This is a genomic window from Cephaloticoccus primus, from assembly GCF_001580015.1.
Classification (GTDB): domain Bacteria; phylum Verrucomicrobiota; class Verrucomicrobiia; order Opitutales; family Opitutaceae; genus Cephaloticoccus; species Cephaloticoccus primus.
Map to the genome: position 1 here is coordinate 1 of NZ_LSZQ01000030.1, position 22,047 is coordinate 22,047.

20 protein-coding genes and 1 tRNA gene are annotated in these 22,047 nt (G+C 64.5%); 7 read left to right on the forward strand and 14 right to left on the reverse strand.

What is annotated here, in order from left to right; genetic code table 11:
• The 7 genes from AXK11_RS03680 to AXK11_RS03705 form a co-directional block, all read right to left on the reverse strand.
• Positions 1–846 (reverse strand): outer membrane lipoprotein-sorting protein (locus AXK11_RS03680; RefSeq protein ID WP_156469180.1); only part of this gene is annotated, 846 nt, incomplete at its 3' end.
• A 53-nt stretch (positions 847–899) separates the two neighbouring features.
• Complete coding sequence (secG, locus tag AXK11_RS03685; protein WP_068629452.1) at positions 900–1,337, reverse strand: preprotein translocase subunit SecG; 438 nt, start codon at positions 1,335–1,337, stop codon at positions 900–902.
• Between the two features lie 446 nt (positions 1,338–1,783).
• Positions 1,784–2,983: a ParB/RepB/Spo0J family partition protein gene (locus AXK11_RS03690; RefSeq protein WP_231865745.1), complete on the reverse strand. Its 1,200-nt coding sequence runs from the start codon at positions 2,981–2,983 to the stop codon at positions 1,784–1,786.
• Between the two features lie 45 nt (positions 2,984–3,028).
• Positions 3,029–3,601, reverse strand: coding sequence for a LysM peptidoglycan-binding domain-containing protein (locus AXK11_RS03695; RefSeq protein ID WP_068629456.1), 573 nt, complete (start codon positions 3,599–3,601; stop codon positions 3,029–3,031).
• Between the two features lie 47 nt (positions 3,602–3,648).
• Positions 3,649–4,167: a PEP-CTERM sorting domain-containing protein gene (locus AXK11_RS09330; RefSeq protein ID WP_156469181.1), complete on the reverse strand. Its 519-nt coding sequence runs from the start codon at positions 4,165–4,167 to the stop codon at positions 3,649–3,651.
• Between the two features lie 284 nt (positions 4,168–4,451).
• Positions 4,452–5,384, reverse strand: a complete 933-nt coding sequence (locus AXK11_RS03700; protein WP_082780852.1) for a 1,4-dihydroxy-2-naphthoate polyprenyltransferase — start codon at positions 5,382–5,384, stop codon at positions 4,452–4,454.
• The gene (locus AXK11_RS03705; protein ID WP_068629458.1) at positions 5,381–5,686 is read right to left on the reverse strand and encodes an acylphosphatase; all 306 of its coding nucleotides are present in this window, start codon (positions 5,684–5,686) and stop codon (positions 5,381–5,383) included. Before AXK11_RS03705 ends, AXK11_RS03700 begins: the two co-directional genes overlap by 4 nt.
• Before the next feature lie 412 nt (positions 5,687–6,098).
• Between AXK11_RS03705 and AXK11_RS03710 the strand changes: the two genes are divergently transcribed.
• A complete protein-coding gene (locus AXK11_RS03710) occupies positions 6,099–6,953 on the forward strand; it encodes a hypothetical protein (RefSeq protein ID WP_156469182.1) in 855 nt (284 codons plus the stop codon).
• A gap of 297 nt (positions 6,954–7,250) precedes the next feature.
• Here AXK11_RS03710 and menD read toward each other — a convergent pair whose 3' ends face one another.
• The 6 genes from menD to AXK11_RS03740 all read right to left on the reverse strand — a co-directional run bounded on the left by menD (position 7,251) and on the right by AXK11_RS03740 (position 15,088).
• Positions 7,251–9,212, reverse strand: a complete 1,962-nt coding sequence (gene menD / locus AXK11_RS03715; RefSeq protein ID WP_068629462.1) for a 2-succinyl-5-enolpyruvyl-6-hydroxy-3-cyclohexene-1-carboxylic-acid synthase — start codon at positions 9,210–9,212, stop codon at positions 7,251–7,253.
• A 30-nt stretch (positions 9,213–9,242) separates the two neighbouring features.
• Positions 9,243–10,694, reverse strand: coding sequence for an isochorismate synthase (locus AXK11_RS03720; protein ID WP_068629464.1), 1,452 nt, complete (start codon positions 10,692–10,694; stop codon positions 9,243–9,245).
• Between the two features lie 93 nt (positions 10,695–10,787).
• Positions 10,788–12,443 (reverse strand): class I tRNA ligase family protein, encoded by a 1,656-nt coding sequence (locus AXK11_RS03725; RefSeq protein WP_068629466.1) that lies wholly within the window; start codon positions 12,441–12,443, stop codon positions 10,788–10,790.
• A gap of 48 nt (positions 12,444–12,491) precedes the next feature.
• A complete protein-coding gene (locus AXK11_RS03730) occupies positions 12,492–13,136 on the reverse strand; it encodes a non-canonical purine NTP pyrophosphatase (protein ID WP_068629468.1) in 645 nt (214 codons plus the stop codon).
• A complete protein-coding gene (gene ribD / locus AXK11_RS03735; protein WP_231865746.1) occupies positions 13,111–14,466 on the reverse strand; it encodes a bifunctional diaminohydroxyphosphoribosylaminopyrimidine deaminase/5-amino-6-(5-phosphoribosylamino)uracil reductase RibD in 1,356 nt (451 codons plus the stop codon). The genes AXK11_RS03730 and ribD overlap by 26 nt, the downstream gene beginning before the upstream one ends.
• Positions 14,453–15,088, reverse strand: coding sequence for an MBL fold metallo-hydrolase (locus tag AXK11_RS03740; protein WP_068629470.1), 636 nt, complete (start codon positions 15,086–15,088; stop codon positions 14,453–14,455). The genes ribD and AXK11_RS03740 overlap by 14 nt, the downstream gene beginning before the upstream one ends.
• Positions 15,089–15,232: 144 nt before the next feature.
• On the opposite strand from AXK11_RS03740, the gene leuB reads away from it, so the two are divergent.
• From leuB to AXK11_RS03755, 3 genes are all read left to right on the forward strand, one after another.
• Positions 15,233–16,342 carry a 3-isopropylmalate dehydrogenase gene (gene leuB, locus AXK11_RS03745; protein WP_068629472.1) on the forward strand — a complete coding sequence of 370 codons (1,110 nt, stop codon included), beginning with the start codon at positions 15,233–15,235 and terminating at the stop codon, positions 16,340–16,342.
• 9 nt (positions 16,343–16,351) lie between these two features.
• Positions 16,352–16,762 (forward strand): LPD3 domain-containing protein, encoded by a 411-nt coding sequence (locus tag AXK11_RS03750; RefSeq protein ID WP_068629474.1) that lies wholly within the window; start codon positions 16,352–16,354, stop codon positions 16,760–16,762.
• 185 nt (positions 16,763–16,947) lie between these two features.
• Positions 16,948–17,039: transfer RNA gene (locus tag AXK11_RS03755), tRNA-Ser, on the forward strand.
• Between the two features lie 120 nt (positions 17,040–17,159).
• On the opposite strand, the gene AXK11_RS03760 is transcribed toward AXK11_RS03755, so the two are convergent.
• A complete protein-coding gene (locus AXK11_RS03760) occupies positions 17,160–17,753 on the reverse strand; it encodes a TetR/AcrR family transcriptional regulator (protein ID WP_068629476.1) in 594 nt (197 codons plus the stop codon).
• Between the two features lie 123 nt (positions 17,754–17,876).
• Between AXK11_RS03760 and AXK11_RS03765 the strand changes: the two genes are divergently transcribed.
• From AXK11_RS03765 to AXK11_RS03775, 3 genes are read left to right on the forward strand one after another with little or no spacing between them, the layout of a single operon-like run.
• Positions 17,877–20,069 carry a TonB-dependent receptor gene (locus tag AXK11_RS03765; RefSeq protein ID WP_082780853.1) on the forward strand — a complete coding sequence of 731 codons (2,193 nt, stop codon included), beginning with the start codon at positions 17,877–17,879 and terminating at the stop codon, positions 20,067–20,069.
• 25 nt (positions 20,070–20,094) lie between these two features.
• On the forward strand, positions 20,095–21,045 hold the full coding sequence (locus AXK11_RS03770; RefSeq protein WP_068629478.1) for an ABC transporter permease: 951 nt from the start codon (positions 20,095–20,097) through the stop codon (positions 21,043–21,045).
• Positions 21,045–22,001, forward strand: coding sequence for an iron chelate uptake ABC transporter family permease subunit (locus AXK11_RS03775; RefSeq protein ID WP_068629604.1), 957 nt, complete (start codon positions 21,045–21,047; stop codon positions 21,999–22,001). The genes AXK11_RS03770 and AXK11_RS03775 overlap by 1 nt, the downstream gene beginning before the upstream one ends.
• Positions 22,002–22,047 lie beyond the last annotated feature (46 nt).

The window sequence follows — 22,047 nt, forward strand, 5'->3', positions numbered from 1 at the left end:
GATCACTTCGCGGAGCGAAGCCGGCTCAAAAACCTGCGGAGAGAGGTCGAGGCCCAGCGCAGCCTCTCGCACTTCAAAACGAGTTTTGTCGCGCGTGCGCTCATTGCGCAGCTCGATCGACTTCAGCATCCACTGGCCCGAGATTTTTTTCAGATCGCGCACAGTCATCGTCTTCAGCGGAGCGCCCGCAGCATCTAGAAGCTTCGACTGAAGCAGCGCGTGAAATTGCTCGTCGAAATACGCGCGCACCGCGAGTGGCTCGCTAGCCGCGCCCTCCCCTTTTGGCGTGCGCAGCAAAAACCGATCCGCCGCACGCCCCAGCACTTTATCCGCGCCTTCAAAATCGAAGTCCTCCCAATAAAGGTAGGGCATCAAAAGATCGAAGGCGCTGATCTCCGCCCCGGCCAACAGCGGTGCCTGCCAATCGCTCTCGGGCAAAAGCTGCGCAGTCGCCATGCTTGGCTCCCAAACCCAGGCGCGCGGGCGCGGCCCGTTTTGGACAAGTAGCGTGCGCAGGGGCTCGCCGCCCTCGCTGCCGTAGAGGACGACGCGAGAGACAGGGCCTTCCGCATTTCGGCTCCCCCAAAGCTGCCCATGATAGACGCGCGCGCGCCCGCGCCGCGGCAGGATGCGCAGGTCAAACGAGAGGAAATAATCGCCCTCCAGCCCGACCTCGCGCAGTTCGCTCAAAATCTCGCCGCCACGCGATTGCCGTGCCTCATCTCCATCGGGCTGAGGTTGGGCGGTGGCGTGCCCCGCCGCCAGCCACAGCCCCACGGCGCACAAAAAAGCCCGCCAAAATCCGGCGGGCAAAGTTTCCTGGAAACTACGAGTGAGCTTGGGCACGAACAGTTTTCTTTCGGAAAGCGAAAAGGCAAAAGCGGGCAGCTCGCGCCGGGTCACTCACTCCTGGTGGCGGCCTCCGCGTTATCAGAGGCAGCGGGCGCCGCGCTCGTCGCATTGGTCGCTTCGGGCGACTCGCCGTTGAGCGGGATCTGGAAGCCCGGCAGCCCGACGTTGGGAGCCGCTCCTGCCTCGCCCACCTCGGCCTCAATCGTTGGGAGGGCCGCGCTCCCACCCGCACCGCCGTGCCGGTTTTGATACAGGTGCCCGAGGTAGAGCGCGAAGCTCAAGACGAAGAAGGCAATCGTCGCATTGATCGTCGTCTTGCTGAGCACGTTGCCCGTGTCCGCGCCGAAGGTAGACTCCGTCATCCCGCCGCCGAGCACCGCCCCCGCGCCGCCATCGTTCTTGGCCTTCTGCATCAGCACCAGCAGGACTAGCGCGACAGAGACCAAGATGAGTACGAAAGTAAGAATACCGAGTAGGATGCTCATGGGGAAAAAGGAGGGCCGAGCATCGGTTCGCCCCCCGCTTTGTCAATCCGCAGCTTCACGAGCGTATACCCGCAGCGCACGCCAACGAAAAGAGCCGGAAGACTCCCGCTACGCGCGGGGCGGTGGCGGGTCGCCACTCCCATTGAATTTGCGATTTTGCCCGTGCGCGTTTCGCGCCCGCCCTCCCGCCCAAAATCGCAAATTTACATGAACCTCTCCCGACCTTCGGTCGGACAGGAAGTTCACCCATTAACCAAAAACTTCGCCCCAATGGGTTTCCGCTTCATTCGCATTTGATGCCGCATTTCCTGTCGCAACGCGACAGGGGGGCAAATTTGGGAATCGTGCTTCGACGCACAGCGTCGAGGCCGATTCCCAAATTGAATGGCAGGGGACACCGTCCCCCGCCGCCCGCGTAGGGCCCCCCGCGCGCAGTGGCCGGGAGTTCAGAGCTCGACGCCGAGTTTCTCCAGCACGCGCTGGAGGTCCTCGTTGCCGCGGTACTCGATCACGATCCGCCCCTTCTTCGGCGTGTGCAGGACGGCAACTCGTGCCCCAAGCCTCGAGGTCAGGCGCTGCTCAATCGCGGCCACCGCTTCGGCATCGCGGTCGCTGTGCGCCGAGCCACCGCTTTTGCGACTGCCCGGCGCCGCGCGGCTCGGCTTTCCCGCTTCCTGCACGAGCCGTTCGGTCGCCCGCACGCTCAGCCCCTCCTCAATCACGCGGCGCGCCAGCAGTGCGCGCTGCGCAGCATCTTCCACGCCCAGAAGCACCTTGGCATGGCCCGTGGAAAACAGGTTTCGCGCCACGTAGCCTTGCAGCTCTTCGTCGAGCGAGAGTAGCCGCAGCGTGTTGGCGATGCTCGCGCGGCTGCGGCCGACACGGGCGGCGGCGGCTTCCTGCGTGAGATCAAAATCGCGGATCAAGCTCGCAAATCCGTGCGCCTCTTCAATCGGGTTTAATCCGTCGCGCTGGAGGTTTTCGATCAACCCCAGTGCGGCCGAAGACGCGTCGCCCGCCTCGACCACCCGCGCGGGGATCGTCTTGAGTCTGAGTGCCTGAAAGGCGCGCCAGCGCCGCTCGCCTGCCACGAGCTGGTAGCGCCCTGCCACCTCGCGAACGACAATCGGTTGCAGGAGCCCCTCCGAGCGGATGCTCTCCGCCAGCTCGCTCAATGACTCCGGCGTAAACACGCGGCGCGCCTGATAAGGGCTGGGCTCGATCTGCCCAACCGGGATTTCCAGATACTCGGTCAGCCCACGATCCAGCGTTTTTTCCACAGCGGGCGAAACGCTCTCGGGGACTGGCGCCGCCGGTGAGCGAGCCGCAGCGGCTTTGGCCGGCGGGGATTTCGCAGCAGGCGCAGCTCCCTCTTTTGCTGCGTCTCCAGCCGCGGCGCGCTTCACGGCCCCCCCCTTTCCCGCTGCCCGCGAAGGTGATTTTTTGGGCGCGGCTTTGGCAGAATTTTTTCCCGCATTGGCCACAGCAGTGGGCGCAGCCGCCGCGGGGCGGGCTTTGGCCGACGACGGTGCTGCCGCAGGCGCGGGCGATTGGGTGGGAGAAGCGGGAGGGGGCGGGAGGGCGGCTTTGGCGATGAGGCCACCGAGGCCACGACCCAGGCGAGATTTGGCAGGAGCAGCAGACATTGGCGGGTATGTGCAAAAAAATGGGAGGAGACGGCTTACGCACGCTTACTTCGGCTGCGGGATGAAGAGCGTTTGCCCCACCTGAAGCCGCGTGGGGTCGCCGATTTTATTGGCGTTGATGATGTCGCGTGCCCGCGCCCCCGTCTTTTGCGCGATTGAGGAAATCGTGTCACCGCGCTGCACCGTGTAGCTCGTGCCCTGCTGCGAGTAGTCCTCGCTGAAAGTCGTCTGCACGGCGGGCCGCTGCGCCTGGCCCTTGGCGAGCGAGTCCAGCGCGGCATTCGTCTGCTTGGCGAGGGCCGAGATCTTGCGGTCCACCTCCTTGAGCACCTCGCCCTTCGAGCTCGCCGCCGCCGCTTTTACGATCCGGTTCAGATCGGCCACCGCATCGTTGAGCTGCGAGACCGTCGCGTAGCTCTGCGCAGCGGAGTCGCTGCTGCGGCGCAGCGACGCATTCTCGCGCTCCAGTTGCTCCACGCGCAGCGTGAGCTCCCCCACCCGCTGCACGAGCCCGCGCATGTCCTCGCGCAGGTTGGCCAGTTCGTATTGGAGCGAGTTGCCCTGTGCATGGGCACCCAGGGCAACCGCGAAAAAGATCAAAGTGAGGCGAAGCAACATGGCCCCACAGCCTCTCCCGACCTTTCAGTCAAAAACAAGACCTTACGTCAGTTTTGCTCACCGCCTGTCGTGAGTTCGCCTAACGCGGAGGCCACCCTCCGGCGGCGACGGCGAAAAAACCCGAACCCAAGCCCGACCACCCCAAACGCCGCCCCATAAGTCGCAGGCTCGGGGACGGGCGGCGTAAATCTCTCCCCAAAGTAAACTGTATAGTAAGGGCCAACTTTTCCGTCGACTATCCTCGCTTTATATAGAAGCCCATCCAAGGGATTTCGTAAAATAATACGATCCGCCCCAGCCCCTATCTCCTTCACTCCCAGAAGAGCTAACTCACTAAAATTTTCTAATACCAAAAAGCTACTCGAACTTATAGAAAATTTCTCAAGGTAGATACGTCCCCCATACGTATTAGTATTGGAAAAATCCAAAATTCCCATAGTATCATCCCCAACAGTAATGCGATCAAAATGATGCCTATCCCCGCGATAGGGGGGGACAAGGTAATAATTATCTGAAGAATCAAACTCAACTATATAATTACGGTCACGAGTAACTTCTCGAATCACCGTCCCCCCTTGCACTGCGCATTCTCCGACAGGGGGGGGGGGATATACGCATGCGCGAGTGGCAAGAAGCAGAGAGAGCTAATACAGGGAATCAGTTTCTTATAGATCAGCATAGTGATATATACCTATCTGCCGCGCGATTGCTTCTATAAACAGCAATCAATCGACTATTTATTGGTAAGCACTACACGGTTTCCTGTTCAGAAGTCTTCATACCAAGCAAGTAAGTCCCCCCGGTTAAACATGAGTAGTTTCAGACAGAGCCGGGCGGGAATCTTTTAGGCTCAGGCGAGCAGCAGCCCGATTGCGAGGAGGAGGGCGTAGAGGCCGAGGAAGCGGCCGCTGGCGCCGAGCAGGGAGATCAACTCACTGGGATCGCGGCTGGTGCGCAGGGTGCGCTGTTGGCGCCACGCTTCGGGAATCAGCACTAGCGGCAGCAGGAGCCAGACGCTCGCTCCGGCGAGCGCTACCGCAACGACTGGCAACGCAAAGCTGAGAATAAAGGCCGCGCCAAACTGGGCGCACGCGAACTTTTTCCCGAAGCGCACTACCGTGGTGCGTTTACCGACCTGTCGGTCTTCCGCTTCGTCGCGGTAGTTGTTTAGCACCAGAATATTCGCCGCCAGCAGACCGACCGGCAGCGAGAAAATGAGTGCCCGCGCGTCCAGCGCGCCCGCCTGCACATAGTACGTCCCCCCCACGGCCACGGGGCCAAAAAAGATCAGCACAAACACGTCGCCCAGCCCGTGATAGGCCAGCGGATACGGGCCACCGGTGTAGGCAATCGCGCAGAGCACGCTCACTGCGCCAATCGCCGCGAGCCCCCAGCCGCCCCACGCGACGAGGAGCAGCCCGAGCGCAGTTGCCACGGCGAAGACCAGCCACATGGCGCGCCGCATCGTCGCTGGCGCGACAAGGCCCGCAACCACAGCGCGGCGCGGGCCCACGCGGGCGGCAGTGTCGCCGCCTTTGATAAAGTCGTAGTAATCGTTGGCGAAGTTCGCGCCGATCTGCATCAGGAGCGAAAAGGCCGCGCAGAGCGCCGCCGCCCGCCAGTCAAAGCCGCCGTCGTGCCAAGCGAGCGCCGAGCCGACCAAAACAGGAGCAATCGCCGCAGGAAGCGTCTTGGGCCGCGCCGCCTCGATCCACGGCGCCCAGCCCGCGCCGCGCGGCGCAGAAGGAGGAGCCCCCGCTCGATTCGCAGTTTGCCCACTCATCGGGAAAGCGGAGCCTCTTCCGCCAAAATTTCGGGGCGAATCTCGAAGCCTTGAAATTGAGGCGGGCGCGAGTCCGCCACGCGCTCGGTTTTTTGGACAAAACCATGCATCCGCTCCCCAACCGCCTCGACCAGCGCGGCGATTTCCGCGCCTTCGACATCGAGTAGGACGCGCCCGTCAGCCAGGTTTTGAACGTAGCCCGCGACTTCAAACTCCTTGGCGACCTGGAGCACCGCGTAGCGAAAGCCCACGCCTTGCACCCGCCCAGAAAAGTAAACCCGCTCGTGTTGCACTTCGGCCATATCGCAGCGGATTAAAACGTCCGCCTCTTACGGCGACTACTAAAAACACCACTGCGCGCGGGCGCGGTCTTCGACCGTTTTATTTTGCGAGCCGCCCGTTGGCGGCTCGTCCGGTATCCCCTCCCAAATTTCGTACGCTGCCGCGTTGCGACAGGGCTGGAAGCATCAAATGCGAATGAAGTGGAAACCCATTTGGGCACGGCGAAAAAGTTTACGGGTTAAACTCCCACCTGAGCTCCATTCAGGGATTTCATTCAACTGTGCGGCTTGTTCGTCGGGAGGAACGCCCGACAGCAAGCCGCACAGTAAATGGCAGGGGACACGGTCCCCCGCCCCACGCGCAGTGGGGGACTGCCACTATCCCCACTTGTGGGTTGCGCCGTGGGCGAGTCGCGTCACTGTCACGGGCAACATGATGAGCGACTTCGAGGCCGACGGTTTTTACGACGACGATTGGAGCGAGTGCGGCGAGTTGTCCTGGAACGAATTCGACTGGGAGCGCTACCTGCGCGTGCAAGACGAGGGCCTGCACCGCTACTTGGCCATTTACGAAAGCGTGCTCACGCACCCGAGGCGCATTGACGAAGTCGCGCGCCAGCTCGGCTGGGGCGAGTGGGAGGGCCACGAGATCGACTTGCAGGATGAGGCAGCTGACACCGAAGCGAAGCAGGGCGACGACGCGACGGCCGCTCCCACCGTCACTCTGCCGCCTGTCGTACTCGCCAAGACCACTCCCGCCGAGGCCGCCAAGGCGGCTCCCTCCGTCGCAGCTTCGCTGCCCTCAGCCGTGCTCAGCGTCACAGTTCCCCAGCCGGCGCCCCTCAGGAGTACTGGCGAGCCGAGCCACCAATTCGGCAGCGACTTCGAGGTCTACACGCTGCACAAAAACCCGGTCTACGTCGCCACCCGCGCACTCTACCTGCGGCTGCGCCGCAACTGGGAGCTCCTCGCCGCGAGTCCCGAAAGCATTCCCCTAAAAATCGCCCTACCCTACCTCTCGTCGCTCCACGCGGGCGAGACCCACGCGCTACAGGCGATTCAGGCCGTAGAGTTCGGCGACTACGCGATGAGCGTGTGCCTGTTTAAACGCGCGCTGGCCGCGCTTAATCAGAGTCTCGGCCTGCTCGCCAAGGCCGACACCGAGGCCGCCAAAAATTACGCCGAGTCGATGCGCATCAGCCTCTTTGACCTGCGCGAGATCTGGCTGCGCGTCAGCCAAGACTCCCGCGAGGAATTCAACTACTGGCTCCACGACGACGAGCCATAGCTTCCACTGCGCGTGCAGCGGTGGCCCTGCGCGGGCGGCGGCAGGCGGTGCCTGCACCCATTTACTGTGGCACTTGCTTGTCGGGCCTTCTGCCCGACAAGCAAGTGCCACAGTAGAAAGGCCCCGACCATTAATCGGTGATTCACCGGCAAATCGTTTTCTCTCGCCCAAATGGGCACGCGCTCCATTCGCATTTGAAGCTCCTGTCCCAGTCGCAACGCGACTGGGGGATGTCCCTTTAAATTTGCGATTTTGGGCGGGAGGGCGGGCGCAAAGCGCACGGGCAAAATCGCAAATTCAATGGAGGTGGCGACCCACCACCGCCCCACGCGCAGGGAAGTCTTCGACTCGCTCATTTTGCGAGCCGCTCGTTGGGGCGCCGTTGGTCGCTAGGGCGGCTGCGGCGAAAATCGCCTTTCGCCGTGCCGCGTCGTGCTTGCGGTCGGTGCGCAGCTCCAGCACGCGCAGCCCCTTGGGCGGTAGTTGCGAGACTGCCGCTTCGAGCTCGTCCAGCGTTTCTATCAAACGATGCGCGACGCCGTAGGCCGCGCAGAGCCGCGCAAAATCGACCGACTGCGGTGTCGCAAAAAACGCCTCAAAGGGCGGCTCGTAATTTGCCACCGGCAGGTGCTCAAAAATCCCGCCGCCGCGATTGTTGACCACGATCACGGTGAGCGAGCCGCGCAACTTCGACGCGAGGGCCAGCCCGCCGCTATCGTGCAAAAACGAGAGATCGCCGCAGAGCAGCACCGTCGGGCTGGGGCGGTGTGCGTTGTCGCGGCCACCCTCTCCACCATTGCCAGCCGCCTGCGCCGATGCATGGGCGACGCCGATTGCGGTCGAGAGCGTGCCGTCTATTCCGTTTGCACCGCGGTTGAAATAAAACGCGTAGCCGCGCTCAGTCTTCGGCCAAAAGTACTCCACATCGCGAATCGGCATACTGCTCGCCACGAAAACCGCCGTCCCCTCGGGCAGTGCCCGTGCCAAAGTGGGAGCAATCGCGCCTTCAAAAATCGCTTCGGCAGCGGCATCTCCGGCGGAGTCTGACGCGGCGCGGAGCACCCGTGTGGCGGCTTGCTCGGCGCGCTGCCAATCACTCGCGTAAGCACTGAGGCCCGCGCGCTGCATAGCCGCGCGAGGCGCGAGCAGCGACTCGACAGACGCGCAGAGCTGCCGCGTGCACCCGTGCAAGGCATCGCGATTTTTCCGGCGCGGAGAAACGAGCAGCAGCTCGGCTCCGCTCGCAGCGACCCACTCGCGCAGCGGTTTACTCGTCGGCCAGGAGCCGAGGCAGAGCACTTGCTGTGGGCGCAGCGCCTGCGCCGCTGCTTCGCTGCGCAAGATCGCATCGTAGGCCGTCACCACCACGATGTCCGACGCCCCCTCGCCGAGCGGTTGATGCCGCAGCGGCGATACACCGTCCGCGAGTACGGGCCAGCCAAGTCCACGCGCGAGCCGCGCCACCGCAGCCGCATAATGCAGCGGATCCTCCACCGCCTGCGGTCCCGCAACGATCAGGCCGCGTTCTGCGACAGACGCAAAGGGTGGCGCCTGTGCCGCGTGTACCGCGCCAGCGGCTGGCGCACCATGAGTCGCCTCTTCGCCCCGCTCTTGCGCTGCCGAGCACCTCGGCTCCAAGTGCGCAAAAAACGACTCGCCGAGCTCGGGAGCCAAGGCGGCGCTGCGCCCCCCATCAGGCAGCGGCACGAGCGGGTCGCGAAAGGGCAGATTCAGGTGCACCGGCGCGCACTCTTCCGCCGCCACGCGGTACGCATGTGCCACGGTCTGCCGCAGGTAGCGCAGCAGCTCCAGGCGGGGCTCGGGCACGGCCAGCTCGTGGTAAAACGCCACGAAGCCGCCGAACAGTTTTTGCTGATCGATTGTTTGCCCCGAGGTGCAGTCGCGCAGCTCCGGCGGGCGATCCCCCGTGAGCACGATCAGCGGTACACCGCTTTCCTGGGCCTCGATAATCGCCGGAAAGTAGTGCGCACCCGCCGTGCCCGAAGTGCACAGCAGCACGACGGGGCGGCCACTGCGCCGCGCTAGGCCGAGCGCGAAAAACGCCGCCGAGCGTTCGTCCAAAACCGGAATCGCCTCGAAGCCCGCATGCCGCGCCAGCGCGATTGTGAGCGGGCTTGAGCGCGAGCCGGGCGAGACCACCGCGTGCCGCGCGCCGCAGCGCCACAGGCTCTCGACCAGCACTCCCGCCCAGAGCGTATTTGCGTTGCTGAAATCGAGATCGGGCACGGCGGGTGACATGGGAAGGTGGCAGGGCGCGCTCAAGAATGCTCAGGCCTTGGTGGCAAAGAGCGCGCGCTCCATCGCCTCAAATTTCAGCGCAGTCTCGGCCAGCTCCTGCTCGGGCTGCGAGCCCGCGACGATGCCCGCGCCCGCGTAGAGCCGCGCCTTGGCGCCGTCGATCAGGGCCGAGCGCAGCCCGACAAAAAACTCCGCATTTCCGCGGCTATCGATCCAGCCCAGCGCACCCGCATAGAGCCCGCGCGGGAAGTTCTCGATGGCGCGAATCCCCGCACAGGCCGCCACGCGCGGCACGCCGCCGACTGCCGGTGTGGGGTGCAGGCGCGAGATCACGTCGAGCGCACGCACGCCGACTGGCAGCGCCGCACGCACGGGCGTGTGCAGATGCTGCACGTTGTCGAGACGGCGCAGCCCGGGCACCGCGTCGAACTCGAGCTGCAAACCCAGCGGAGCGAGGTGCCGCACAATCGCATCGAGCACCAGCCGCTGCTCGTGCCGATCTTTATCGCTGCGCAGCAGCGCGGCAGCGAAGACGGCGTCTTCTTCTTCGGTGGTGCCGCGCGGAGACGAGCCGGCGAGCGCCTCGGTTTGCAGCATCCCGCCATGCACGCGCACGAGCCGCTCGGGGCTCGCACCGATGAAGCTTTGGCCCTGCCCGTTGGCCAGGGAAAAGGCGTAACACTCGCGGAAGCGCTGGCGCAGGCCGTGCAGCGCCTGCATCGGGTGCAGTGGCACTTCGGAGACCAGGTCCTTGGCGCGCGCGAGGACGATTTTTTCAAATTCGCCCGCCTCGATTTGCTCCACTGCGCGGCGTACTGCCGCCACATAGTGGGCCTCACCGCCGAGCTCGGAGAGCGTCACGCGCGGCGGCTGCGCATCATCGAGCTTGAGGGCCTCGGCACCGAGGGCGAAGCCGCTGAAGCGTTGATGCGCGCGCCAGATTTTTTCGCAGGCGGCCTCCACATCGCTGTCTTCGCCGAGCTGGAGATTGGCCACCGCGAGTGTGCGGCGCGACTCGCCCGTACCGCGTGTGGCGACCTGCCAGCGCGGCACAAAGACGCTCGCCGAGGCGAAGGGCTCGCTGGCGCCCACGTCGTTAAAAAACGAGAACGCCGTAAAAAAATGCGGCCCCGAGAGCGGCAGCCCCTGGTCGCCGACGATGATCGCACTGGCGAGCGTCTGGTCGATGAAGTCCTGCACACGCTCGAAGCGCTCGGGGCCACTCGCGCTAAACTCGAGGACGGCCTCAGCCCCCGCGATAGCGAGGTTTTCAGTCGGGCGCTCCACGTAGAAATGCCGCTCGCCCGGCTCGTAAATCGTAGCGAGCACGGCCAGCGGATCGAGCGCAGGAACCTCCAGCGAGATGCTGACCAGTAGCGGCCGCTTCAATCGGGCCGCCGAGGTCTGGCACTGCTTGAGGAAGCCGAGGAGCGCAGCGGGCGACTGGTTACTCGCAGGATCGACAGAGAGAGAGGAGCTCACGGCGCGGGAAGAAGTTTTGAGTGATCGGCGAAAGGCGACTTGGGATTGGCGGCGGCAGCGAGCGATACGCAGAGCGAAACACCGGGGCGCTCACTATGCAGACTTGGGCGGGCGCACACCTGCGTTTGCCGCGTTCGCGGCAGCCGGAGCCGCGGCTTGGACACGCGGGAAAAGGACGAGTGCCTCGGCCACTTGTGCGCCGGTGAGGCGGCTGCCCCACTCGCATTGCTGGGCGAAGTCGCCACTCGGCGCGTAGCCGAGCGCCGCCTCGATCCGCGCGACCGACTCCGGAATGAACGGGCGCAACAACACGGAGGCCAGCCGCAGCGCCTCGGCCATCGTAGCCAACGTCGTGTCGAGCAAGACGCGGTCGGCGGGCTCGCCCGACTTGCCGAGCTTCCACGGCGCGCGCTTTTCGATGTAGGCATTGGTCGCGCTCACAAAGTGGATCGTGCGCTCCAGACCGATGTGAAACTGGAAGCCCTCCCACAGCGCGGGAATCGCCTCGCGCGTCTGCTCCCACTGCGTGCGCAGCTCGGCCTCGGGGCTGGCTGCGGCATCACTCGCGGTGCTCGCCGGATCACTTGAGCCGGCTTTGCCTTGCGCCCCCGCTGCCGACTCCGCCCCCGCCACAACAGCAACGGCGGGCACGCGGGCTTCGGCGAAGCGGTTCAGCATGTTGAGCGTGCGGTTGAGGAGGTTGCCCAGATTATTGGCGAGGTCGGCATTGTAGCGGGCCAGAAACTGCGCCTCGGAAAAATCGCTGTCTTGGCCGACCACCATCTCGCGCAGCAGGAAGTAGCGCAGCGCATCGACGCCGTACTTTTCCACAAACGCGTTTGGCTCGATGAAGTTGCCCGTGCTCTTCGACATCTTGTCGCTGTTGATCGACCACCAGCCGTGCGCGATGATGCCCTTGGGCAGCGGGATGCCTGCGGCCCGCAGCATGATCGGCCAATAGACCGCGTGCGGCGGCACGAGGATGTCCTTGCCGATGACGTGCCAGGTCGCAGGCCAGACGCCATCGCGGTCGGCGACCGCCGAGTAGTAGTTCGTCAGCGCGTCGAACCACACGTAGGTCACGAAGTCTTCGTCAAAAGGCAGCGGGATGCCCCACTCCAGCCGCTCTTTCGGGCGCGAAATGCACAGGTCGTTGAGCGGCTCTTTGAGGAATTCGAGCACCTGCTTCTGGCGAAACTTCGGGAAGACGAAGCGCTCGTTTTCCTGAAGGAACTGGACGAGCCAGTCTTGATACGCGCTGAGTTTAAAAAAGTAGTTCGACTCGGTGATCTCGGTGACTTCGCCGAAAATCGCGGGCCAGGTGCCGTCCGGGTTGCGATCCTTCTCCTGGAGGAACTGCTCCTGGCGCGTCGAGTAGTAGCCGCGGTATTCGGCCTTGTAGATCTCTCCCTTGTCGTAGAGCCGCTGGAGCAGCTCGCGCACAATCTTTTTGTGCCGCTCCTCGGTGGTGCGGATGAAGTCATCGTTGCTGACGTTCAGGCGCGGCAGCAGCGCGCGAAATTCCTGCGCGATCTCGTCGCAAAACTGCTGCGGCTCCACGCCGCGCGCGCGGGCGCTTTGCTGGACTTTTTGCCCGTGCTCATCGACGCCGGTCAGGAAGTACACGCGGTCGCCCATCATCCGGCGGATCCGCGCAATGACGTCCGTCAGCACCTTTTCGTAGGCGTGGCCCAAGTGCGGCGAACCGTTCACGTAATCAATCGCAGTCGTGATGTAGAAGTCAGGCATGGTTTAGGAAGCCGCACAGACAAGGGCACGGCCTCCGAAACACAATCCTTACTGCGCGAGCTGCTCGATCAGGGCGCGCCAGGCCGCACTGCGGTGGCTGCGGGCGCGCTTCACCGCCTCCGGCAGTTCGCCGAAAGTGTGCTCAAACCCGCGCGGCACAAAGAGCGGATCGTAGCCGAAGCCGCCCTGCCCGACCGGCTCCAGCGCGAGCCGTCCGTGGCACTCGCCGCGCACGCTGTATTCGCGGCCACCGGCCCCGAGGAGCACGAGCACGCACACGTAGTGCGCGCCGCGCCGCTCGGCGGGGATGCCGCGCATTACTTCGACGAGCTTTTGGAGATTGGCAGCCGAGTCGGCTTGCGGTCCGGCAAAGTAGGCCGACTCGACGCCCGGGCCGCCCTCCAGCGCATCAACGCAGAGTCCGCTATCGTCGGCCAGCGCCCAGCCGTCGGGCGGCAGAAGTGGCACGAGCGCGCGCGCTTTTTTGCGCGCGTTGCCGAGAAACGAGCCGGTGTCCTCCACCACTGGCGGCATCCCGCCAAGCACCGCGGCCGACTCGATTGTAAACGCCAGCGGGCACGCCGGTTGGCCGCCTAGCTGCGACTGCGCCGCAAGCGCGGCGTTTTCGGCAGCGGCGATTTCGCGCAGCTCGCGCACCTTGTGGGCGTTACCCGAGGCTAAAAACAGTTTCATCGACAGAAAGCTCGGAGGGGTAAACCACGCGGCCGCGCGTAAGCACATCGTGACCCAAAATCGCGTGCTGCGGCTCAGCCAGGCGTACGGCCTGAGGCAGCCGCTCGGTGCGCAGCCCGCGCATCATCGGCTTGGCGCGATCATCGCCGAGCAAGAGCGGTGCCTGGTAGGAGAACAGGTAGTCGATCTGCGCCTCGCGCAGAAGCTGGCTGAGGACTTGCGAGCCGCCCTCGACGTACACGCCGCAGACGCGCTCTTCGGCGCACTTTTCGCGAAACTCGCGCCAGCCCACCCGCTGCGTCGGCGAGGGCAGCACCCAGACCTGGACGCCGCGCTCGCGTAGCTGGCGCACGTAGCCGAGGCCGCCGTGCGGCGTGGTGACCACGATCGTGCGGTGCTTGAATTCGTCGGTGTACAGCGCAGGCAAGCTGCGCGCGTGCGCAGTCGAGAGCAGCCCGTCGAAAACAAAACGCAGGGGGCACCACTCCTCCTCGCCTTCAATCCGCGCGGTGAGCCGCGGGTTGTCCTGCACGACCGTGCCCGCCCCCACCGCAATCGCCGGAAAGAGCCGGCGCCAGCGCATCACATCGGCGCGCGCCGCCTCGCCCGTGATCCAGCGCGAATCGCCCGTGCGGCAGGCGATCCGCCCATCGATCGTCGTCGCCGTCTTCGCCGCCAGCAGCGGCGTTTTTTGGGTGATCCAGTGGTTAAAAATAAGGTTCAAGTCGCGGCACTCCGCTTCGCGGACGCCCTCCACCACCTCCACGCCGCCCGCGCGCAACACGTCGAGCCCGCGGCCCGCGTGCACCGGATTTGGGTCAAGCGTGCCGATGACTACGCGCCGAAGCCCCGCCGCAAGAATCGCCTCCGTACAAGCGCCCGTGCGCCCTTCGGTCGAGCACGGCTCCATCGTCACATAAAGCGTCGTCTGCGGAGTCGCGCGGCGGCCACTCGCCGCAAAGGCATTGAGCGCGACGCGCTCCGCGTGCGGCCCGCCATCGGCTGCGGTCGCACCCTCGGCGACGACCTCGCCCTCCTCAACAATGACGGCGCCGACCATCGGGTTTGGGTGCGTGCGCCCCCAAACACTGCGCGCCAGCGCGAGCGCACGGCGCATGAAGTGCGCGTGAGGCTCGGTGTCCGAAGCGACGGCGGCAGGAGCAGGAGTCGCGGCGGTGGCGGCAGGGACGGCGGCGTTTTCCGCAGCAGTCGCTCCCGCAGTGGGTGCCTCGGGCGCGGCAGCAACGTTGGCGACGACGGGCGCGGCAACCTCTGCCTCCGGCTCGGGCATATCGGGCGGCTCAAACGACAGTAGATCAGTCGTGGACATAGGCGTTGTGCGCACGCTCGGAGGCGACGTCGGTTTCGGGGCCGTGGCCCGGGTAAAGTTGGGTAGTGGTCGGCAGCGTATAAACCTGCTCGCGGATCGAGCGGGCCAGCTCGCCGAAATCGCCGCCGGGCAAATCCGTTCGCCCGACCGAGCCGCGAAAAATCGCGTCGCCGACGAAAGCCACATTCGCGGCGGGCAAGTGCAGCAGGATGCTCCCCGGGCAGTGCCCCGGCACGTGCCTCACCTCGCAGTCGAGGCCGAGGAGTTTTTCGCGCGCGCCGTGCTCCGCGTAAGAATCGATCCGCAGCGGGGCGAGCCCCAGCGGCCCCAGCGCATAGGCGCTCATCACCTCGGGGTTTTCGTGGAGCGGCCTGTCGGCCTCGTGTGCCCGGAGGCGCGCGGAGGTTTGCTGCACCACCTCCTCCACGCCCTGGATGTGATCCCAGTGCGCGTGCGTCAGCCAGATGTTCGTCAGCTGGCAACGCTCGCGCGCCAGCAGCGGCGCGATCTCCGCCCACACTCCCTGCGGCGCATCGACCAAGACGGCCTCGGCGCGCTCGGGGGCCGTCAGCAAATACGCATTGGTCTGGATGGGGCCACAGGGGCACACATGCAACTTCATCGGGCCGCGATTCCTGTGCGAGCCACCGCACTGGGGCAACCGCTAAAGGACGCACACGCCCTCCCGCCCTCCCGTCCCGCAAACAGGAGCGCGCACGCAAATCGCTATTCCCTTTTTCGCATGCGCTCGCAATCTCCCTAGCCCATGTCGAAGACGTTAAAGTTTGCTGTATTGGCCGGAGATTACATCGGGCCCGAAGTCATGCGCAGCGCCCTGCGCGTACTGGAAAAAGTCGCCGCCCAGGACGGCCTGACGCTCGACTACGCCGAGCATGCCGTCGGCGGCAGCGCGATTGATGCGCACGGCAGCGCCCTGCCCGCCTCCACGCTCGCCGCCTGCGAGGCCGCCGATGCGATTCTCTTTGGCTCCGTCGGCGGGCCCAAGTGGGAGACGCTGCCACCCAAGGAGCAGCCCGAGCGCGCCGCACTACTGCCGCTGCGAAAGCACTTCACGCTCTTCGCCAACATCCGCCCGGGCCTCCTCTACCCCGAGCTGCGCGAAGCCTCGCCGCTCAAAAACGAGCGCATCCCCGACGGCATCGACATCGTGTGCATTCGCGAGCTCACCGGCGGCATTTACTTCGGCTCGCCCAAGCGCACGACCGCGCTTGAGGGAGGCGCAGACGTCGAGGCAATCGACACGATGGTTTACCGCAAAAGCGAGATCGAGCGCATCGCCGCCGTCGCCATCACCGCCGCACGCAGCCGCAAGAAACGGCTCTGCTCGGTCGACAAAGCCAACGTCCTCGAAACCTCCGTTCTGTGGCGCAAGACCGTGAGCGACTACGTGGCCGCGCACGCGCCTGACATCACGCTCTCGCACATGTACGTGGACAACGCCGCCATGCAGCTCGCGCGCGAGCCCAACCAGTTCGACGTCTTCGTCACCGAAAACATGTTTGGCGACATCCTCTCCGACGAGATGGCCGTCATCTGCGGCTCGCTCGGCATGCTCTCCAGTGCCTCGCTCGGCGCGCGCCAAAACTCCCTTGGAAACCCCTTCGGCCTCTACGAGCCCGCTGGTGGCAGCGCGCCCGACCTCGCCGGTCAAGGCCTCGCCAACCCCTGCGCGCAAATCCTCTCCGCCGCGCTGATGCTGCGCTACAGCTTCGGCCTCGAAGCCAGCGCCGCCCGCATCGAACGCGCCGTGCGCCACGTCGTGACCTGCGGCACCCGCACCGGTGACATCGCCTTCGGCGGCCCCGCAGTCAGCACCGAAGAAATGACCGAAGCGATCCTGGCCACCCTGGGGTAAATTTGACCGATGCAGCGCACGGCTAAAACGCTCAGTGAAGCCCTGCAAGCGGCCAAGGGGTTCGTCGGTCTCCCAATCGAGAACAAGAGTACTGGCCTTGTCGCCACAGTATCCAACACCAACCTGTCCAAAATGAGTAGCCAGAGCGCTTCTCAAAAGTCCAACAGTCTCACTGACCACAGCTTGGCTATCGCCAATTTAGATCAACTGTTCGCCTGCGCCGCGCTGGACCAAACCCACCCCGATAAGCGAGGAGAGCCTACGATCATCGCTATCCATCGCTATATCGCACCGATGCGAAACTCACAGGGGCAGCTGCTAACCGTTAAAATGACAGTCAAGGAGACAGCTTCCTCCAAAGTTCCGAATCCGATTTACAGCGTAGAAACCAGAAAACCCGCCCTCGGTGCTTTCGCGTGAGCACCCGGACAAAACCGGAATGCTCCCCCAGGCGGGTCGACGGGGAAGCTGACCTGAAACCCCGCATTGTCAAGTGTTCGCCCTGCTTGGCTCGAGACTTTCGGGCTGCACAAAAAAGAGCGGTGCGGTGCCAAAAGCCTTGCGCTTTGGTGGCGGGGGCTTTGCCTCGGGGCTCCGCGTTTTCCGGAGAGATGGCTGAGTGGTCGAAAGCGACGCTTTGCTAAAGCGTTGTAGGGGTTTCCCCCTACCGAGGGTTCGAATCCCTCTCTCTCCGCCACGCGCCAAAAGGGCCACTCGTCACACCGAGTGGCCCTTTTTCGTGCCTGCCCTTCTGTGCCTGCATCACCCACGCACTTGCCCCCACCTCCCACACTCGCGATTCACCGACAGCTGCCACTCACATCGTTTTCACCAAGGCGAGGGTGCCGGTGATGAGGGCGTGCAGGCCTTTGGTGCATTCTTGTTCGATTTCGTTTTCTTCTGCCGCGCAGCCGCAGGCTTGCACTGAGTACACGGTATCGGCCACGGCGATGCAGTGAAATGCCACCGTGGTCAGCATCCAGCGGGCTTGCGTTTGGGAGAGGCCCCAGGCCTGCGCGACTGCGCGGTGGTGGTGGTCGATTTTCGCCAGCATCGGCTGCGTGGTCGCCGAGCGGCGCAGCAGCCAGGGGGCCAGGCCCGGATTCGCCCTGACAAGCGCTCTTAGCGAGGTGACGAAGTGCTCCAGATAGTCGGCCAGCGTGGTTTGTCCGGAGCCGTCTACCTGAGGGATTTCCCAGCGGCCAAAGATTTCCTCGGCCACCAGGCACTTGAGCGCTTCCAGGTTGGGCACGTGTTTGTAGAGCGCCATGTGGCTGACTCCCAGCTCGGCGGCCAGGCCGGTGAAGGTGATGTGCGGCAGCCCGAGAGCGATGCCGGCATCGGCGATGCGTTCGCGGGTGATGCTGCGCGGACGACCGCGCGGCGCGGGAGAATGAGAGGGAACAGGCATGGTACGCCCCTGACGCATCACACTCGCGGAGAAAGTGCGATCCTGCCGGTGCGCCAATTAGTTTAATAATATGCAACTAATTTAGTTGAGACTTTATCCCACTTGCTAAAAGGAGAGCCGATCATGTGTAAGAAAACCGCCCTCCCCCGTCCGAAAAAGAAATGCCAAGCCATTCGCTACAAGTGCCTTGCACTGGGATTGCTGGCTGCAATCGCCGCCACCGCAGGCCCCAGCACTGTCCACGCGCAGTACGCGCCGAGCACCGCAGACCTCACCACCTTGCCGGATGTTCTGGTCGAGGCCGAGGCGCTCTCGGGAAGCCACTCGGGCAGGCAGATCGCAGCGGGCAGCCGCGTCGGGATGCTGGGCAGCAAGGATGCGATGGAAACGCCGTTTTCCACCGTCGGCTACACCGAGCAATTCATCGCGGATATTCAGGCGCGGGAAATCACGGACGTCATCGCGAAGGCCGATCCCACGGTGTTCAACAGCGGGATCAGTGCGCTGAGCAATGAGGCGTATTTTCTGCGCGGTTTTGCCTCGGCGCCCGTGGATGCGATGTGGGGCGGCTTGTTTGGGATGGCGCCGTTTTACCGGAGCTCGCCCGAAATGTACGGGAGCATCGAAGTCCTCAAGGGCCCGTCTGCACTGCTCAACGGAATGCCGCCAAACGGCTCGGTCGGCGGCGCGGTGAACCTGATCCCGAAGCGGGCGGGCGAGCAGCCGCTCAACCGTGTTTCTGCCACTTACCTGTCGGACAGCCAATGGGGCGGGCACGTGGATTTGGGGCGGCGTTTCGGGAGCACCCGGCAATTTGGCGCACGCGTGAATGCGATGCACCGCGAGGGCGACACCGCGATGGATCACCAAAAAAGGCGCAGCAGGCTGGGCTCGATTGCGCTGGATTGGCGGGGCGAGCGGACGCGCCTTTTCGCCGATGCGTACGCCAGCAATGACTACACGCGCGGCATGGTGCGCGGCATTTATCTGGCACCGGGGCTCGCGCTGCCGAGGCCGCCCAAACCGCAGCGCCTGTTTAATGCGCCCTGGTCGTTTTTCGATACCGATGATCGCGGGGTGATGCTGCGCGGCGAATGGGACATCGGAGAACACGTCATGGCCTACGCGGCGGCGGGGCACAGCAAGACCACGTTTGAAACGACGACCACCGCGCGCGCGACCCTCATCAACCCGGCGGGCGACTACACGGCCAACCTCGTCGACCTGGGGCTTGATATGGAAAAGAAATCCGCGCAAGTGGGGCTCAACGGCCGCTTCGCCACGGGCCCGGCCACCCACGACTGGGCGCTCAATGCGACGTACTACTCCGACGATGATGACGAAGCCGTGCGGCAGAACATCCTGCCCACGAATTGGGTGAGCAATATCTACGCGCCCTCCTGGGCCGGAGTCGCGCCGACCGATTTTTTGGCAAACATCCCGCTGCTTGACCGCAAGACCCGCCACCGCAGCTTCGGCATTGCCGACACAGTGGGACTCGCGCAGGGCCGCTTGCAGCTCACCCTCGGCGTGCGGCGGCAGGAAGTGCAGAGCGACAGTGTGAGCTTCGGGGTGCCCGCGCATTACGACTCCAGCGCGACCACGCCCTCCGCCGCGCTCTTGTACAAATGGAGCGAGCGGACTTCGGCATACGCCAACTACACCGAGGGCCTCAGCCAGGGCAGCGTGGCTCCGTCGACGGCGGCCAACGCGGGCGAAGTTTTTTCACCGGCCAGATCCCGCCAAAAGGAAATCGGCATCAAGCACCATTGGGGCCGCTGGCTGCACAGCCTGAGCCTGTTTGAGATCAAGCGCCCCAACAGCTACACCGATCCGGTGAGCGCGGTGTTTTCGTTTGGCGGCGAGCAGCGCAATCGCGGCGCGGAGTGGGGATTTTTTGGCGAAACGCCGTTGCCCGGGCTGCGCTTGATGGGCGGCGCGGCCTACATCGAGCCCAAGCTCACCAAGACCGCAGGCGGGATTAACCAAGGGCGCCAGGCAACTGGCGTCCCCAAGAAGCAGGCCAAGCTGGGCGTAGAATGGGACACTCCGTTTGTAGCCGGACTGACCTTGAGTACCGGAGCGAGTGCGGCCTCCAGGCAGTATTTTAACCAGGACAATACGCTGCACGCATCGGGCCGCAGCGTCTACGAGCTGGGCGCGCGCTACGCGACCACGCTCGGCGGCACGCCCCTCACCGTGCGCGCCAGCGTGGCCAACCTGAGCAACAAGGCGTACTGGGCAGTCTCGCAATGGGGCAGCCTCGGGCTCGGCGCGCCGCGCACCGTCATGGTCTCCGCCTCAGTGGATTTGTAGCGGAGCGCGAAAGGAGCCGGGCGCGATGTCGCTGCGTTTTCCACAGTGTCTGGCTCTTTTCGGGCTGCTCTGCGTGGGCTCGGTGCTCGTCGGCGCCAAGCAGGTTTCGTGGGCGGGCCTGCTGTCGCCCTCCAGCGAAGCGTGGCTTGTGCTTTCGGCGAGCCGGCTGCCGCGGCTGGCGGCACTGGTGTTGACGGGTGCCGGACTGTCGATCTGCGGGGTGATCCTCCAGCACATCGTGCGCAACAAGTTCGTCGAGCCCGCGACCTCCGGAGGGCTCGACGCCGCCAAGCTCGGCCTGCTGATCGCGATGACGGCAACGCCGACTGCGGGGGTGGCGGACCGGATGCTGGTCGCGCTGCTCTTCTGCTTCGCGAGCAACCTGCTGTTCGTGGGGATCGTGCGCCGGATCAAGTTCGAGAACACGGTACTTATCCCCGTGATCGGGCTGATGTATGGCAGCGTGTTCAGCGCCGCCGCCGAGTTTTACGCGTATCAAAACAACATCTTGCAAAGCATGCAGGGCTGGCTGATGGGCGACTTTTCCAAGATCGTCCGAGGCCACTACGAGATCCTCTACCTGATCCTCCCGACAGTCGGGCTGAGCTACTTGTACGCGCATCGCTTTACCCTGCTCGGGATGGGCGAGGCCACCGCCAGAAGCCTGGGGCTAAACTACACGCTCACCGCCACACTCGGCCTGCTGCTGGTCGCCACCACAGTGGCCGTCACAACCCTCACCGTGGGAGCGATTCCCTTTGTCGGGCTGGTCATCCCAAATCTGGTTACGCTGCGCTACGGCGACAACCTGCGCCGCAGCTTGCCGATGGTCGCGCTGGGCGGAGCCTCGCTGCTGCTGGCCTGCGATATTCTCGGGCGAGTGCTGATCTACCCGTTTGAAGTTCCCATCGGGCTGACTGCGGGCGGCATAGGCGGCATCCTGTTTTTCGCACTCGTACTTTGGAGGAGCCGATGATGCACCGGGGTTCTCCACACAAACTCCTCTGGCCGACGGTCATCGGCCTGGCGCTGGGTTTCCTGTTTTTTCGCTCGGGGCTCGATTTCGGCTACATCATCCCCAAGCGGGCCACGCGGCTGGCAGCGATGCTGATCGGCGGCGTGTGCGTCGCCTGGTCGTCCATCACGTTTCAGACGATCACGGGGAACCGGATACTCACGCCCGCGATCATGGGCTACGAAGCCGTCTACCTGCTGTTTCAGGCCATGCTGCTGCTGCTCATGGGCACGCGCAGCCTCGCCGTACTCGGGGCCAACGGAAACGTCTTCGCGTCCGCCCTGCTGATGCTCGGCTATTCGTGGGCCCTCCATCGCTGGCTGCTGCGCGAAGCCAGCGGCCCGGGCGTGCACACACTGCTGCTGCTGGGGCTGGTGCTCACAATCGTGCTCAGCACCTTTACCCAGTTCATCCAGCTCAGCATCAGCCCGGGCGAGTTCTCCATCATGCTCGGCTTCAGCCAGGCGTCCTTCGCCAGAGTAACGCCCGCGCAGCTACTCACGGCAGCGCTCGTCGTCGCGGCCGTATGCCTCGCGGCGCTCAAGATGCTGCCGACGCTGGATGTGCTCCTGCTCGGGCGCGACAAGGCCATCTCGCTGGGCGTACACTACACGCGCGCGGTGAGGTTGCACCTCGCACTGGTCGCCGTCCTCGTCGCTGTCTCAACCAGCTTGCTCGGGCCGACGGCCTTCATGGGCATCTTCGTTGCCAACACCAGCTACGCGCTGACGTGCAGCTTCCGGCACCGCTCCACGCTCCCCACTGGCTGTGCGATCAGCATCGGCCTGTTCCTCCTAGCGCAACTCGCCGTCGAGCACCTCTTCAACTACCGGACCACCGTCACCATTTTGGTAAACCTCCTGTGCGGGGCGTGGTTCCTCGCACTGATGCTGCGGCGCACGCGCGAGGCCGCGTGAGCACACGCCAAACTGACCTCCCCGCCCCCACCTTCATCCGACCAAT